The sequence below is a fragment of the Vibrio sp. vnigr-6D03 genome (assembly GCF_002835515.1).
GTDB lineage: Bacteria > Pseudomonadota > Gammaproteobacteria > Enterobacterales > Vibrionaceae > Vibrio > Vibrio penaeicida.
In genome coordinates this window covers 103551-119541 of sequence record NZ_PIZL01000020.1, presented here as the reverse complement: position 1 = coordinate 119541, position 15991 = coordinate 103551, and the positions used below count along the sequence as shown (strand labels likewise).

The window sequence follows — 15991 nt, the reverse complement described above, 5'->3', positions numbered from 1 at the left end:
TTCTTTTAGCAAACAATAAAATTGTTAATGTTAATGCCTGTTATCCGATAATTACGTTCATGGCAATTTGTTCCGGTCGAGAGATCCAACAATAACTAGCGGTGTGATCACCTTTCGCAGATATCTTCGTTACTTTGCCTTTTTTCATCCAAAACGTCAGCATGGCATCAACACCGTCTTCACTCATGTGAAAATGCCGAGCGAGTTTCGACTGACTTACCGTGCCATTTTGGGACATGTATTCACTTATCTCCGTCAAAATCATACGCTCACCATCTCTGTATTCGTGTGCTGTTCATCCCCTGCACGCTTTAAAAGTAGGTAAGTGAATACGAATATTGAAATGACCAATGCAATCCAAAGCGTACTGCTCGCCGGGTGATCGGAAAAATGCGTGATCTGATAAAATAGCGTTGCTCCTCCGTAGGCAAGCAACATGGTCCACGCAGCAATAAAGCGCGCAAAATTATGACCAAATTCTCGAACATAAGCACCCATTGCCGCCACGCAAGGGGTATACAGCAAAATGAAAATCAAATAGGCGAAAGCCGCATTTCCAGTAACGAAATACTCTTTTAGGTTACCGAATATGGAGCTGTCCACTTCTTGCTCTTCGGCAACGGCTTGTGCATCGGTAAGATCGCCGACCTCAATACCCAGCGGATCGCTAAAGCTAAGACCTAACAAGTTTTCTGGGATCGTCATTACCGCCTCGTTCAAACTCGCCCATAGATCAAACTCGCTTGGTTCTTCTTCCGATGGTGACGAATACAGGTTGTTTAATGTCCCGACTACCGCCTCTTTAGCGAATATTCCTGTGATGATCCCAACAGTAGCTGGCCAATTTTCTTCACTTACACCAATAGGCTTAAAAATAGGCGTAACGATTTGAGCAGCACTCGACAATACCGATTGTTCACTGTCTTCATTTCCAAATGTGCCATCTGTTCCTAGTGAGTTGAAAAAACTCAAAATGGTGACGACGATGACAATCGTCTTGCCCGCGCCCAAAACAAAACGTTTCAGCTTTTGCCATGTTTTCAAAACGACATTCTGCAAGGTAGGAAATTCATAACTCGGCATTTCCATAACAAAATGCTCACTTGAGCCAGAATATAGTGTGCGCTTTAGGATAAGACCGGTTCCTACAGCGGCAAGTATTCCCAGTAAATACAATGCAAATACAATGTTTTGACCAGACTCTGGGAAAAATGCTGCTGCGAACAAGGCGTAAACAGGTAACCTTGCGCCACAAGACATAAATGGCGCCATCGCTGCGGCAAGTTTTCTCTCCCTTTCTTGGTCGAGCGTTCTTGTTGCCATAACAGATGGGACGTTACACCCAAAACCTAGGACTAAAGGAACAAATGCTTTCCCTGGTAAGCCAATTTTCTGCATGACTTTATCAAGTACAAATGCTGCTCTCGCCATATAACCAGAGCTTTCAAGTAAAGATAGGAAAAGATAAAGGCAAGCGATTACGGGAATAAAGGTCGCAACCGTTTGAATGCCTCCACCAACGCCATCCGCCAATAACGTCACTAACCAAACAGGAAGATGTTCATCCAGTAGATAATGGCCGCCGTCAACCAAAACAGTACCAACACCGATATCAAAAAAATCGATAAATGCACTGCCGATATTGATGGAGAACATAAACATTAAATACATGATGAGGAAAAAGAATGGAATACCAATCCAACGATTGAGCACGAGGTTATCTATAGTTTCGGTCGTGCTATGGCTTACCTTTCCAGACTCTTTCCTAACACGTTTGCAAATGTCATGTAAAAACGAGTATTTAACATTAGCCACTTGTAAGTCGATGTCACAATTTATGGCGTCCACTGAGTGCGTTAATTTCTGACGTTGCTCTTCAGTGAGGCTATTTACGATCAGAGGGTCATTGCCCAATGCGCGAATGGCTTTGGCTCGTGCTCCACGCTCCGATGACCATAGAGGAAGTAAAACGGCGATTTCTTGCTCAACATCCTGACTGTATTCTAAAGAAAAGTGCTCTTCTGGAATCCCTTTCACTAAGGTTTTGTGTAAATCTTCTTTGAAGCTTTGAACTTGTTGTCGGTTGTTAGACGAAAGCGCATAAACAGGGCACCCAAGTCCCTCTTCCAGCCCCTTTATATCTAATGTTTGTCGCTTGCGAGTAAGTGCATCCATTTTATTGACCACCACGATCATGGGTCTCCCCAGCTCTCGCAGTTGCAATGTCATGTACAAGCTTCTTTCGAGGCAGGTTGCGTCGACAACATTAATGATAAGATCCGTAGGATGCGTCAAAGCCGCTCTAGAAGCTATCGATTCGTCTATGCTGTTTGCGTCATGAGCGCTATCTAGCGCATAGATTCCTGGCAGATCGGTCAGCGAAAAGTCGTCGCCAGAATGCGTAAAATGCCCAGTCTTTTTCTCAACCGTAACACCCGCCCAGTTGCCTACCTGCTGTTTCGCTCCAGTAAGGGCATTGAATAAGGTGGTTTTTCCGCAATTGGGGTTACCAACGGTTAGGATGTTATATTGCATTAGATGGACTCCACTTCAATTTGACGTGCGAGACTATCTCTAATAGCAATAACAACCCCTCTAACTTCTACCTGAAGTGGGTCCCCCATCGGAGCTTTTCTAACCAGTTTTATATGGGTTTCGGGCAACATCCCCATAACCATCAATTTTTTATTGAGTTCTTGGCTCAATTCGCCCAGACCTGCAATCGTCGCAGTGCCGCCAATATTCATATCGGAAAGCTTCATCAGTGTAACCTCGACATCATTCTGAATGAGAAACATTATTATTTTTATAAGTAACTATAATTGAGCGATGTAACAAAGTGTTGCGCTCAATCAATGTTACCGTTTTTACTGTTCCCACCCATAAAACAACGTCAAAAACGTCACTTTACACTCCGTCAATATCGTTAAAAAAACCAAAACTTTGATTAATAGTTAAGCACCCCAACAACCTATATGAATATTTCACTACTGAGACTAAAAATAAATATCCTTAATTTACAGCCACTTAAAAAAGAACTAGATAGGTTGTCGGATTTCTTATGTAAATGTGTCGTTAATTCAATAAAGAAATTAAGTGGAGCGAGGCTATAGTTACTCCATCGAAAGGCACTGCCTTAGATAAGAATTCCAGAGGTGATATAGCTTAGCTATATCACTCCGGCAGCAAGCGAAGGTGTCATTGACACCCGTGGTATAGTCCCCCCGGCTATACCACGATATTTTTTTTCTTCCTTTTTCAATTCCCCTAAAAACATCAGCAATCAAATTACTGCATTCTCGCGACTTTACTTTTGCTTTACCTATAGTAGCTATTCTTTATCTCATTTATATTTCAGTTAGTTATACCCGAATAACCTCAAAGTGCTTGGTTCAGCGACTTCTCTACCAAAGAATAGGGATTGGGCTAGACATAGGTAACAGAGCTCCCCCCTTTGAAGCCAATACAACGCTTGCAAAGCATGATGAGCGTATATACCCAAATGACCTCAAGATGCAGGATTCAGAGCTTCATATACTGTTTCAGTTCAAGGAAAAGAATGCAGTGGAATGACGAGTCCTTTCCAAATTCTTTGACAAAGAAATGAGACAGTATATGAGCTCCCAAGGGCGAGTTTAACTGGCTTTCATCCTGCGTTACCGATTTTTGATTTAGAACGACTAGATCTTCATATCGGTATCTTGCCTGAAAACCAGTTAATTCTCGCTGAATAAGCATCTTGAGGTTACTTGGGTATAGATGCCCCTTTTATTCAGCAAACACAGAAGCCCTTTGTAACGTTAAGTGAGAGTAGATAAACGCGAGAATAGAAATGGACGTAATTTGAGGGCAAAAAATAATGCCCTAATAGGTAGCTTTAGTATTGGGGACTAAATGATTAGAAAACCCAACTTTAAGAGCCGGGGAAATGCACCATCAAACACCTTGATTAGCTTCAATAAATTTAGAGGGGGAGATACCGTAATGGTGTTTGAATCGCTGGCTGAAATAGGAAGGGTCATTAAAGCCTGTCTCATGAGCAACATCCGACACTTTTTCGCCACCGATTAGCCGCTGACAGGCTTTCTCTAATCGAATTTCGTTAAGATACTCTTTAAATGTCTTTCCTGTTTGAGATTTAAACTTACGCTGCAAACTTCGCTCCGATGTATAAATCATTTTCGCCATCGGTGCTGTACCAAAGTCAGGATCGTGATAGTGAGTATCCACTATCTCAAAGACTCTTGATAGCCATTGCTCTTCTTCAGTAAGCGGAACTTGTTCTTCCGAGACAACTATTTCTTCTTTGGTTGATGCATTTAATCTTCTTCCAATGGGTATGTCGAGCTCTTCCACTGGTGCATTCGACCAAAAGGCGTCAATGATGTTAGCGTTGTTGTCTTTCTTCCTAAAGAAACACTCACCGCCACCATATTCAACGTATCGACGTAAGCCCTGTAAGCTTGTGTCGGTTAACGCACTCCACTCTTCACCACTGTACTTGTGATTAAAGGAGTTATAACCCAACACTTCCTGCTGAGAAATTGGATTACCCGTATCTTGAATCCTAAACCCACATTGCTCATCTTGGCTTACCACCACCAATTCAATTTGATCGCCTCGCCTACTTCTTCTCGAAACGTTAGCCAACATTCCGTGGAGTACATAGTCTAAATTAAATTGCTCCACATAAACTGAAATGGCAGCTGGAGAATGATACACGTTGAGTTGAACACCTTGTTTCGCCAATTCTTGCTCCCAATGCGCAACCACCGCATCACACACTGAATTGAGGTCATGGCTTGCTTTGGTCTCTCCCTGAGATTTAACACTGAGATCAACGATCTGTTGCAAAAGGTAAAACGCTTTCTTGAATTGACCCGGTTCAGCCCCAGATTGGCATATATCTTCAAAAACACCTTTCGTCTTACCGGCAAGGCTATCAATGTAAGTTTGGCGAATATTAATTTGCCTTTTCAAAAGCTTATTACTATTTACCAACATATCACTTTGGTGTTTTAACTGACTTGTTCTCAGTTCAACCTTATCTCTCAGCGCTTTGTTAATTCGACGTATTTGACGTGAGCGCCACAATACAATTAACCCTGCAAATACAATCAGACATAAAATGACGTAGGCTATAAACCAACCTGACATGTACCAAGGCGTTGCAACAACAAAAGAAAAGCTGGAGCCTTCAACTTCAAGCTCGGATTGTGAAGATGTGCGAACTTCGAGCTCGTATTCACCTGGTAATAGATAATCAAAGGTTAATTGCGAACCTTGAAGAGATATCCAGTTTTCGTTTCGGCTTCCTAAAAGCCGATATTCCAAGCTCCAAACGTCAAAATCCGGTAATACACCTACAACGAATGAAAGGTTTTTCCCATGTGGTACTTGGTATTGCTTGCTGCTGTCGGGCGCAAATTCAAAAGGCTTTCTGTCCAAAAGGACCTGACCAAATTTAACTCGACTCAGAGGCAATTGTGTCGCTTTTAGCGCCTTCTCTGAAGTCATTATAATCCCGAGTTTGGAACCAAATATTAAGTTGTCACCATTGGGAGCAACCGAACATACGTCTGGCAAAAATTCATTATTTATCAATCCAAAAGGGGCACCATAATGATGAAGAAGTTGCCCTTCATTGGAATAAAAACTGAGCCCCTTGGATGTAGACAACCACATACCATTCGCCGTGGAAACACTGCATAGCGGTTTAATATCCGCTTCAAACAATGGCACAATTCGCTGAACAAGAGTCTCAGGGTTATAAAGGCTTAAACCTCTGCTGCTAATTCGCCATGTTTTACCGCCAACAGTTTCAGACATATCGAGCGTTCTCGCCAGCAGTGTTTCACCACTGCGTTCAAACTGTAAGCGCCCATTGGCGTAATAATAGAGGCCATGGTCTGTCCCTATCCAAACGGTTCCAGTAGAAGACGTATAAAGGTGAGTAATTTGTGTTGGGAAGTATTGTTTCGCCACCCAATCAAATCCAAAATTCTCCGTTACTTTACTGTCGGGTTGATAACGAATCAGGCCTTCTTCCGTCGCCACCCAAAGCATCCCGCTTTTATCAATAGTGACTCGATTAATCACTCTTTGATTTAGTTGGCTAGGTAGCATCTCGTTTTCAAGTGCAAGCGTCTCTAGATTGAACTTTCTTAACCCATCAGACATTGCCAACCACAAGAATTTTCCCTGTTGAACCAAATCATTCACACACCCCTCAAGCAACCGCTTGGGGTAATGCATATTCTTCGGGTTTAGAAGATAAAATCCTTGATCGGTTCCGATCCAATGCGCTCCGTCTGAAGATGTGAATACTTGCTTGATGTTGCCCAATCCTAAGTGCTGGGAAGACGTACCAAAACGCACACGTTCAAACAAACGGCTGTAAAGAGAGTAATAATTAATCCCTTTGTTCGTCGCAACCCAAACGCCACCTTGCCCGTCATTGTATAAGTCGTATACATGATCACCGGGCAGAGCATAATCATCTTGATAGTTGGATGAAATATGGTCGGTTTCACCAGTAAGGAAGTGGTAGATGTATATCCCATTTTCGGTGCCTAACCAGTAAGACGTATCCGTTTCTTCAATCGCCAATACATGAGAACTTCCAATCACTTTAAAAGTTCTCGATTCATTATCAATGGTAATGATTCGAGCACCTTGAAGAGAGCCAACGATGAGCTCTCTGCGTTTTTGAGAAAAGTGGAGAGACTCAATATGGTGCTTTCCAGACGCGCGGATATGATAGAACTTCTTACCTTGATTGAAATAAACGCCAGAGGTCGTTCCCAAAATCCATCGGTCAGACACATATTTTGCATCATTGACTATCACTCGCTTCTGACTGTTACTTTGGTAAACAAATGAAAGGGGATACTCAATAACCGAGTTGTCATCCAAATCTAATGTGTAGAAGTTTTCAGCGGTTGCAGCCCATACAAATTTATTACTCACGCCAAGCTTCAGTATTCGGCGATTGGCGGGAAGAGATGTAATGAGCTCTTGTGGAAAGTTAGGTTTAAACCGGAATATTTTGTTGTTTTCTGAGAACCAGAAATACTGTCGACTGTAAGCGACCTGAGAGAGCTTACGCTCAAAAACACTGCCAGATCGGGGAAGAATATGCTGACCGTCGAAAAACCTCAGCTGCCCATGAATATCATGAATCCAAAGTCCACCATCTGGACCCGATATCAGATTTTTTGCGGTAAGAGACTGCCCTTGCATCTGAAATGGCAAGGGATAGAAAATGGAATTGCTCTCGTGAGCTCGTGAGCTTTGACTAGCGACGAGCAATATTAATATGAGTACGGATCGCGTAATCAAATCCTTCCCTTTATCTAAGCCGGAAAACCGCCATCACCAATTTAAGATACTGGTAATTTTTAGTAACTTGATACGTTATACGAATTATGATGAATAAAAAAGGTGCAGCTCGCTACACCTTTCATTTATCTAGATCTGATCACGTAAAATTTGTATGACACTACCAGCATTTTCTTTAAATTCCGGCAACTTAGACTTGGGTACATCTGATGCTTTAGGTAGTTGCACCTTCATTGCATCCACTGGGCGTGAATTTTTGATCAACTCATAATGGAGATGAGGACCTGTAGAACGCCCTGTGTTTCCACTTAAAGCGATTTTTTGACCACGAGTGACCGTATCCCCCACTTTTACCAAAATTCGGTGTAAGTGCAGATACCTAGTTACGTACTCTCGACCATGTTTAATAACCACATAATTGCCCGCCAAAGGATGGCGACGGGCTTTCACCACTTTGCCATCGCCCGTCGAGTAAATAGGTGTACCCGTTGGTGTGGCAAAATCGGTTCCATTATGGGGAGAAACACGCCCCGTAACTGGGTGCTTTCTATGAGGATTGAAACGAGAACTGACTCGATATCGTTTATTGGTTGGCAAGCGATCAAATGCCTGCTCTAAGCTTTGACCAGACTTGTCGTAAAAGCGATTATCATCAAATTTAACAGCGGTGTATTCCTTTCCGCTATTTACGTACAGCAAAGCTTTGACATCACCTCTGCCTACCGCTTTGCCATCAATAAATTCTTGCTCGATCTGAACAGCAAATTTGTCACCTTTACGCGCCAAGCGCCCGAAATCAAACTTCCACTGCATCGATTTAACAATGGTCGTGATTTGCCCCGGTGACAACCCGGCATTCAATGCCGACTGATAAAAGCTTCCAGATATTCTCCCTGTCACCAAAACAGGTTTCAATTCTCCGGAGTTTTCCAATCTTTGATATTGATACCCTGATTCGCCAAGCGTATAAAGATCATACTCTTTGGCATTGCGATCAATGCGTAGCTCATCTAACCGACCATCTGTATCTAACGTCCATGTTAACGTCATTCCGGGGCGAAGCCGTTCAGCGGCCTTATTTGTATTAATCAGCGAGTACATGTCATTTAATTTCAGACCATACTGCTCGAAGACCGTGCTAAGCAACTCCCCTTTCGCAACGACATGAGAATGGCTAGGCTCTACTGCATTCGCCAACTCTTCTTCAAGTTCGTCTTTAGGGGCAGAAAACTCTGGGGCATTAGAATCAATTTGAGCACCTAGTGGTTCGCTGTTTTGATCTGAAAGCGCTATGGTTTGTTCACTTTCAAGATCAATTTCCACTCGTTCAGGAGGCGTTACGGTAGGTTGCGATGAAATTGAAACGGGGTTTGGACGCCAAAATGATACACCGATGGTTAATATCGTTAGGCTTAGAATAGTAAGTTTGTGTTTTTTAGGTAATCGCTGCCATTGTTTGGCAGCGACATTTATATTTTTCATTCAGATAAACAGCTAGCGAATTGGGAGCCTAATGACTTCAAAAAGTCGAAATACGCCCCAGACTGCACTTTGATATTCACCGCTAGTGGATCAAGTTCGCCTTTATTCACACCTGTTCCACGCGTTACGGAGGTCACTACAGCTGGGGTAAATTGAGGCTCAGAGAATACGCAATATGCATCTTTAGATTCAAGCTTTTTACGTATTTTGTTTAAGGTTTTTGCTCCAGGCTTTCGCTCAGGGCTAACCGTAAAATGACCTAAGTTATTTAATTTAAAATGATTTTCGAAATAGCCGTATGCATCATGAAAAACAAAATATCCATTATCGCGAACAAGAGATAATTTAGCTTCCAACTCTGCGTTTGTTTTGTTTAAGTTAACTTCAAACGCAACCAAATTATCTTGATAGCGTTTTGCATTGCTTGGATCAATCTCAGATAACTTGTTTGCAATGGCAGTAGCGGCTTGAAGAGCTTGATCAGGACCTAACCAAAAATGCGTATCATAGGCACCATGGTTATGCCCTTCGTGTCCGTCATGATGATCGTGACCTTCATGGTGGTCGTGTCCCTTATGGTCATCGTGATCATGATGCTTTTCTTCATTGTGATGCGCTTTATCTTTATCGCATCCACAATCACCATATTTGCGCAACTTAACTTCAGGTTGTTGTTGAAGGGCGAAAGCACCAGAATGGCTTTCCATAACACCAGTAAGGAAAGTTTCCATATCTTCCCCGATCCAAACCACTAGATCTGCTTTTCTGATCTTTTTAATGTCAGATGGCTTCAAAGCGTAGTCATGAGGAGAAGTATTTGTAGACAGCAGAACGTCTGATGTGGATACTCCTTCGGTAATTTCATTGGTAATGAGTTGAACGGGTTTTATGGAACTTAAAACGTTAGCTGCGCTGGCGATAGAAGGCATCAACCCTAACAACAAAAATACATGACCAAAACGTGGCATTTTATCCTCTGAGTATTCAGTACTTGGCGTAAATGGGGGTAAATGTTACTTTATAACACATCAGTAATGCAATAGCGGTTTATAATGACTCTCCTCGCTTCACTCAAATCTATACGGGTACAATTTGGTGATAAACCCGTTCTCGACAACATCAATCTAGACCTACACAAAGGTCAAATTACGACATTAATTGGTCCTAATGGAGCGGGGAAATCAACGTTAGTAAAAGTACTGCTTGGACTCAACAAGCGCTTTGATGGCACATTATCATTTATAGGCAAACCCAAAATAGGGTACGTTCCGCAAAAACTCAGGTTAAATGACACCCTTCCTCTTAGCGTTGAACGATTTCTAAAGCTTGCTGGGAAATACAGCAAACAAGAGCGGCTAGAAGCCTTAAAACTGGTTGGTGCTTCCCATTTGTTGAACAACAATATGCATCGGTTATCGGGGGGTGAAAATCAGCGCGTTTTGTTAGCAAGAGCATTGCTTCAAAGACCCGAGCTGCTTGTTTTGGATGAACCAGCACAAGGTGTTGATGTGCAAGGTCAAATAGACCTTTATAACTTAATCGACCATTTGAGACACCGATTTAACTGCGCTGTATTAATGGTGTCGCATGACCTACACCTTGTCATGGCCAAGACAGATCATGTGGTTTGCTTACATCACCACGTATGCTGCTCAGGTACACCAGCTGCCGTTAGCGAACACCCATCTTACATTGCGCTGTTTGGTCACCGTAGCCGAGAGTCATTGGCTTTTTATCAACACGACCATCATCACCATCATGACCTTTCCGGCGATCCCGTCGCCGGAGACGCTGATGCATGTCAACATATTCAACACGGTCACAAACATGATTGAGTTTCTTCTCCCCTCTATTCTCGCTGGTATTGCTATCGCGCTGATTGCAGGTCCATTGGGGTCTTTTGTCGTCTGGCGTAAGATGGCGTACTTCGGCGATACCCTAGCACACGCTTCATTACTGGGTCTGTCTTTGGGCTTTTTGTTGGATATCAATATCTATCTGGCATTGGTTATATGCTGTATTGCGCTTGCAGCCATTTTAGTCACGCTTCAAAAACAAGATATTGTCGCGACTGATACGTTACTCGGTATTTTGGCGCATAGCTCGCTTTCACTGGGATTGGTGGCAATCAGCTTTTTCGATAACGTACGTGTTGATCTAATGGGGTATTTGTTCGGCGACCTACTTGCGGTTTCTCCACAAGATTTAACCTTCATATTTGCTGGTGGAGCTTTCATTATCGCAGCGCTAATGTATTTTTGGCACCCTCTACTATCAAGCAGCGTCAATGAAGAACTCGCGAGTATAGAAGGGATTAATACTGACTTTATGCGCCTTGTCTTGATGTTGCTGGTTGGTGTTGTCATTGCGGTAGGAATGAAGTTCGTTGGGGCACTTTTGATCACCTCACTTATGATTATCCCTGCTGCCGCTGCACGCAGATTTTCGCGTACACCAGAACAAATGGCGATTCTATCTTCGGTATTTGGCGTTGCGGCAGTATTGTCTGGTCTATCATTTTCATGGAATTTGGATACGCCAGCCGGACCTTCCGTAGTGATTAGTGCAGCCATTATTTTTATATTGGCTCAATTCAAGAAAGTAACGCACTAAGCGATTGTTACAAAGAAGCTTCAATCACGATTCAAGATCAAAACAGGGAAGCCTCGCTTCCCTGTTTTAGTTTCCTAATCTAGCTATAAGAACAATTACTTCCAACGATTGTAATGCCATATCCATTGCGTTGGGTTCTTTCGAATGACTTGCTCTAGGTATTCCATTGTCGTTTTGGCTTCCGCCTCCATTCTCGCTTTCCCAAATAAATCCTCTCTCTGAGGCAATTTATCAAAAAACAACGACTGCTTTTGCTTACCAGACAAAGTGTGATGAAGGTAGGCTGAACAACCCAGCTTTTGCGCAATAAAGAATGGAGTGGTTGGAACCTGAGTATCAAAACCGAAAAACTGCGTGTTAACGCCATCGGCACGCAGATCCATGTGAAACACAACCCAACGCCCTTCTGAAATGGCTTTGACTAACCCGAGGATGCTGTTACTACCTCGTTCGACAAAAGGAATCTCTAATTCTTCTGCTGCCGTCTCGATGATCGTATTTTCAGTTTCTCTTTTTCCATCTTTACCAGCACCAAAAATCGTTTCGGTTGGTACACCTTTCTTATTCAGATACCAAGTTACCGCATCATAAATTCCGGTATGTGGGCATAGGATGACGCCGCCCTTACCCTGCTTTGCTTCTTCGACAATGCTTTTAAGTCCATCATCAGATTCGAAAATGTGAGCATTGAGATGACAAACTCCCATCAAGTTCATCAATGTTTGTTTCGCGGAGGCTTTTGATATCTGCTTTCGCCAATTGACGTCACTTTGCGGAAATACTCGACGCAGCCCTTTATCTGCGGTTTTAAATCGACCTGCATGCAAAACCGGAGCGAGTAGACTTGCCATTGTCTTTTTGAAGAAGAAAGGGGTTCGGATAAAAGCACGAGTTCGGCGAGCAACTTTCTCGTGTTTTACTTTATCTTTTGCAACATTGTCGCTTGCTGCATTTATTCCCTTATTCTTTTTAGTATTATCAAAAGTCTTAACTGTCATGCAGATTAAACCAATCCAATACCTGACGAATCGTTGCGCTAAGATCAAAGTCCACAGACATAAGATCCATTGACAGCCCAAACTCACTTTCAACGTTGGTTATCAGATCTATAAAAGAAAACGAATCAACGTAATCGAAGAATGAATCATGTTCAGCAACAAGAGTGCCCGGAGCCACTAACTTAGAAATATAGGCATTAATAAAGTTCTCTATTTGCATGCGCTTAGTCCCTCTAGTTGTTCATAAAGTGCGTTTATATCAGTCTTGCCATTAATGTTTCTTGGCATGTTTTTCAACGCAAAGATTTGCTTTGGCGAAATAGCCCTTGGCAGGTAGTTGGAAAACTGTTTTATGATCTCAGGTTCATCCAATTCACAATCCGATTGGAAAAACACGACGACACCATTGGCATATCCGGCTCGGCTTAACGGCCAAGGCACCGCTGCAACAGTTGATAGATGGCTTATCTTTCGAGCTACGGTTTCAATTTCTCCAAGCTCGACCCGATGCCCAGCAATTTTTACTTGATGATCGTTACGACCAAGGTGGTGTAATACCCCTTCACGCCATTCCACTAGATCGCCTGTTTTATACCAAAGCGTACCTTCGTTATCGTGGAAGTAAGCTCGCTGAGTATTTTCTTCATCGTTCCAATACTTTCCAGCAAGCTGTACCCCTTTGATATAAAGCTCGCCTTTTAATTCTTCGTGAAACTGGTCAATTAACTGCGGCTGGTCATCTGAATCAATGATGGCTAATGAGTTCTTTCTAAAAGGGAGTCCTACGGGCACGGAAGTCCTATGCCTATCAACTTCAGCTTGATAAGTGTGCGCTGTCACCGTCACAGTGCACTCTGTGGGTCCATAAATATTCACCACTTTTTGCCCCGTGGCTTGCTGCCATTTATCGGCAAGATCTGTCGCTAATGCTTGACCACAAAAAATGCTCAGTTTCAAAGAAGGCAAAGAATCAGGCGCTAATTCATCACGTTGAAGCGACAAATCAATCACAGAAGGAACTGATAACCAGGCTGTAAGTTGATAGTGACGAATAAATTGAATCGGATTGGTTTTAAGAATTTCAGGGATACAATACAAACACGCGCCGTGCATCCAGGCAGAAAACATATCGTGCACTGAAAGGTCAAAACTGAGATCCGAAAACTGGGCTACTCTGTCGGACTTTGACAATGGAAACGCGGTTTGAATGTTTTCCAAATAACTGGAAAGATTTTGATAAGAGATAGGGATGCGTTTGGGCTTCCCCGTTGACCCTGACGTATGCATGATATAAGCAAGCTTGCTCCCGCTAGTCTCACTTAATGCGGTTTCCTTCTCTTTAGTACCATCAACCAAAATAAATTGGTGGTCGGGAAAGTCATTTTTCCACTTCTCGACTTCAACACCTTTCTCGAAAATGATCGTCCAACGGGTAGAGGTGCAATCGAGCATTTCTCTCAGTATTTTCTGATGTCCAACATCGCACGCTATCACTTGCGTTTCGGTGTCCGACATTATCTCAGTCAATTGCGCTGGAGATTTTTTATTGTTCATCGGAATCCAAGTAAGACCCGAAAAATAGCACCCTATAACACTTGCATAGGCAAACAGGCTACGGTGAGCAAGAACCGCCACTTTTTCAGAGGTGTAGTGACGGCAGCTTTCACTCACTGAGTGGGCTTTTTCTACCAGCTCTCGGTAAGTGTAATATTGATTAGCAACCCAAAGAGCAGGCGCATCTGCCGACTCTAGCATCGCTTGGAAAATGTGCTTTCTCATTATGAAGTTCTTCTATTTATGCCGAGTATTTAGGGGCTTCTGACCATCAGTAGTTAAATGGACAAAATGATTAAGGTCAGCGTGTTCTGCACTTTCTGATGCAATCCGTTCTTGCTCGTACAAAATAGCGTCTAAATGTTCAATGCAGGTTAGAGGGTTTGCCAACACCACTCGAAATACCGTACCTTCCAACGTTTTTCCTTGATTAACGTGAAGTTTGGTTCGAGAGACAAAGCCTTTACCAGTATCCCTTTGGGTTTCTTGAATGTGCTGATTCAAACGATCGAGCAATTGGTAAGCCACGCCCCTTTCACTCACTTCAAGCTGCTCAATAAGGGCTAAAAGACTTTTGGGTGCATACCGGTAAGTAAAAATGCAAAGTGTTGGAGTACTCGTGAGTTCAAAATTAGTATTTTTTTCCACTTTACGAGAAAACTGATGGGCTAATTGAACACTTCCATCCACCAGCTTTGCTATTCCCTGTTTTCCCATCATTGCTAAATTTGAAGCCACTAACGCTGCGACTGCACCTCGAGAACCTTCTACCGTATGTGCTCCCAAGTCATTGGAGCCTTTTCGAATAATATAGTTAGCATGGTGAGATATAGATTGCGTCGCTAATGGGCTTTTGAATAACACCATGCCTGCACCCATGGGAACATAGAGCTGCTTATGCGCGTCTATTGTGACCGAATCAGCCAATTCAATTCCTGCAAACAGATGTCTTTGTCTGTTTGATAACAAACTGGCTCCACCCCACGCAGCATCGACGTGAAAATGACAGTTTTCCTGATTGGCGATCTCGCCTAATTCTTCAAGCGGATCAATTGCTCCTGTTTCAGTCGTACCAGCGACCCCAACAATCGCCATTATTTTTACGTTTTTTCGTTTTAGAACTGAAATTTTCGATCGTAGATCCGTTATACACATTCGTTGCGCAGAGTCGGTATCGACAACGACTAAGTTACTCTTCCCTAGCCCTAATAAGTCGGCGGCTTTTTTTAAGGAATAATGCCCAGCACCTGAAACCAGAATCGCCAAATCATCATAAGGGCTCTGTTTAAGCGCTTTCATCAGCCCTATTTCCCCAACATCAGCGTTGAGTACTCGATTTCTGGCGACCCATAGTGCAGACAGGTTAGCGACCGTTCCTCCTGAGCAAAAATGTCCAAGGCTTACATCGGAACCCAAAGCATCTGAGCTGAGCGAATTGATATTCTTAGTCATAGAAAAGCACTGAGAATGAAAAAACGTAATGACGTCTTTTTCTAGCTGAGTAAACACATTGGATGTTTCAACCTTAACGACATTTTGATTCGTAGCCGCTAAGATTTTTGCCATGGGTAAAATATGTTTGGGCAGCGCTGAGGTCATATGACCAATAAAATCTGGGGAAAAAACAGGGGCACTGCAAGCAAGCAGACCCTGGATAAAATCGCAAAAATCTTCGGCAGTTTGGGGGGAGTCAGATACTTCAAATGAAATCCGTTTTTCTGACACATCAGCCGTAGGTGTTTTGCGAAGGAAGTATTCGTAATCTTGTTGCAGCGCATGTTCGATCATGGCGAGGCAAGACACATCAGTTTGGCCGTTGAAGAAGTCTTCGATACGGATTTCTTTTGTTTGCTCACTTGATACTTCAAGGGCGAGTTCAGGCGTATTCGAAGAGAATTCCAGCATGGCTAAGCAACCTAATGTTTAAAATTCTGAAAAGTCAGTAGTTCGGCGGAATACTACGAACTACTGACTGTTAAATCAGTATTTTCAATTAAACAATA

12 protein-coding genes are annotated in these 15991 nt (G+C 42.9%); 2 read left to right on the top strand and 10 right to left on the bottom strand.

The genetic code is table 11. The features are described 5' to 3' along the window. Positions 1–40: 40 nt before the first annotated feature. The 6 genes from CW749_RS17385 to znuA all read right to left on the bottom strand — a co-directional run bounded on the left by CW749_RS17385 (position 41) and on the right by znuA (position 9791). A complete protein-coding gene (locus tag CW749_RS17385; protein WP_101113538.1) occupies positions 41–265 on the bottom strand; it encodes a FeoC-like transcriptional regulator in 225 nt (74 codons plus the stop codon). Continuing rightward, positions 262–2535 carry a Fe(2+) transporter permease subunit FeoB gene (gene feoB / locus CW749_RS17380; protein ID WP_101113537.1) on the bottom strand — a complete coding sequence of 758 codons (2274 nt, stop codon included), beginning with the start codon at positions 2533–2535 and terminating at the stop codon, positions 262–264. Before feoB ends, CW749_RS17385 begins: the two co-directional genes overlap by 4 nt. Next, positions 2535–2762 (bottom strand): FeoA family protein, encoded by a 228-nt coding sequence (locus CW749_RS17375; RefSeq protein ID WP_101113536.1) that lies wholly within the window; start codon positions 2760–2762, stop codon positions 2535–2537. The genes feoB and CW749_RS17375 overlap by 1 nt, the downstream gene beginning before the upstream one ends. 1174 nt (positions 2763–3936) lie before the next feature. Further along, positions 3937–7341, bottom strand: a complete 3405-nt coding sequence (locus CW749_RS17370; protein WP_145997860.1) for an AraC family transcriptional regulator — start codon at positions 7339–7341, stop codon at positions 3937–3939. 129 nt (positions 7342–7470) lie between these two features. Then, a complete protein-coding gene (gene mepM / locus CW749_RS17365) occupies positions 7471–8823 on the bottom strand; it encodes a murein DD-endopeptidase MepM (RefSeq protein ID WP_101113534.1) in 1353 nt (450 codons plus the stop codon). Beyond that, entirely contained in the window at positions 8820–9791 is a 972-nt protein-coding gene (gene znuA, locus CW749_RS17360) for a zinc ABC transporter substrate-binding protein ZnuA (RefSeq protein ID WP_101113533.1), read from the bottom strand. The genes mepM and znuA overlap by 4 nt, the downstream gene beginning before the upstream one ends. An 84-nt stretch (positions 9792–9875) precedes the next feature. On the opposite strand from znuA, the gene znuC reads away from it, so the two are divergent. Together znuC and znuB are read left to right on the top strand one after the other, a co-directional pair. Continuing rightward, entirely contained in the window at positions 9876–10658 is a 783-nt protein-coding gene (gene znuC, locus CW749_RS17355; RefSeq protein WP_101113532.1) for a zinc ABC transporter ATP-binding protein ZnuC, read from the top strand. Next, positions 10651–11436: a zinc ABC transporter permease subunit ZnuB gene (znuB, locus tag CW749_RS17350; RefSeq protein ID WP_101113531.1), complete on the top strand. Its 786-nt coding sequence runs from the start codon at positions 10651–10653 to the stop codon at positions 11434–11436. The genes znuC and znuB overlap by 8 nt, the downstream gene beginning before the upstream one ends. A 95-nt stretch (positions 11437–11531) precedes the next feature. Here znuB and CW749_RS17345 read toward each other — a convergent pair whose 3' ends face one another. Genes CW749_RS17345 through panP form a run of 4 tightly spaced genes read right to left on the bottom strand, consistent with a single transcriptional unit; the run spans position 11532 to position 15893 of the window. Next, the gene (locus CW749_RS17345) at positions 11532–12434 is read right to left on the bottom strand and encodes a lipid A biosynthesis acyltransferase (RefSeq protein ID WP_101113530.1); all 903 of its coding nucleotides are present in this window, start codon (positions 12432–12434) and stop codon (positions 11532–11534) included. Beyond that, positions 12424–12654 carry a phosphopantetheine-binding protein gene (locus CW749_RS17340; protein WP_101113529.1) on the bottom strand — a complete coding sequence of 77 codons (231 nt, stop codon included), beginning with the start codon at positions 12652–12654 and terminating at the stop codon, positions 12424–12426. The genes CW749_RS17345 and CW749_RS17340 overlap by 11 nt, the downstream gene beginning before the upstream one ends. After that, positions 12645–14213: an AMP-binding protein gene (locus tag CW749_RS17335; protein WP_101113528.1), complete on the bottom strand. Its 1569-nt coding sequence runs from the start codon at positions 14211–14213 to the stop codon at positions 12645–12647. Before CW749_RS17335 ends, CW749_RS17340 begins: the two co-directional genes overlap by 10 nt. A 12-nt stretch (positions 14214–14225) precedes the next feature. Then, complete coding sequence (panP, locus tag CW749_RS17330; RefSeq protein WP_101113527.1) at positions 14226–15893, bottom strand: pyridoxal-dependent aspartate 1-decarboxylase PanP; 1668 nt, start codon at positions 15891–15893, stop codon at positions 14226–14228. Positions 15894–15991: the final 98 nt, after the last annotated feature.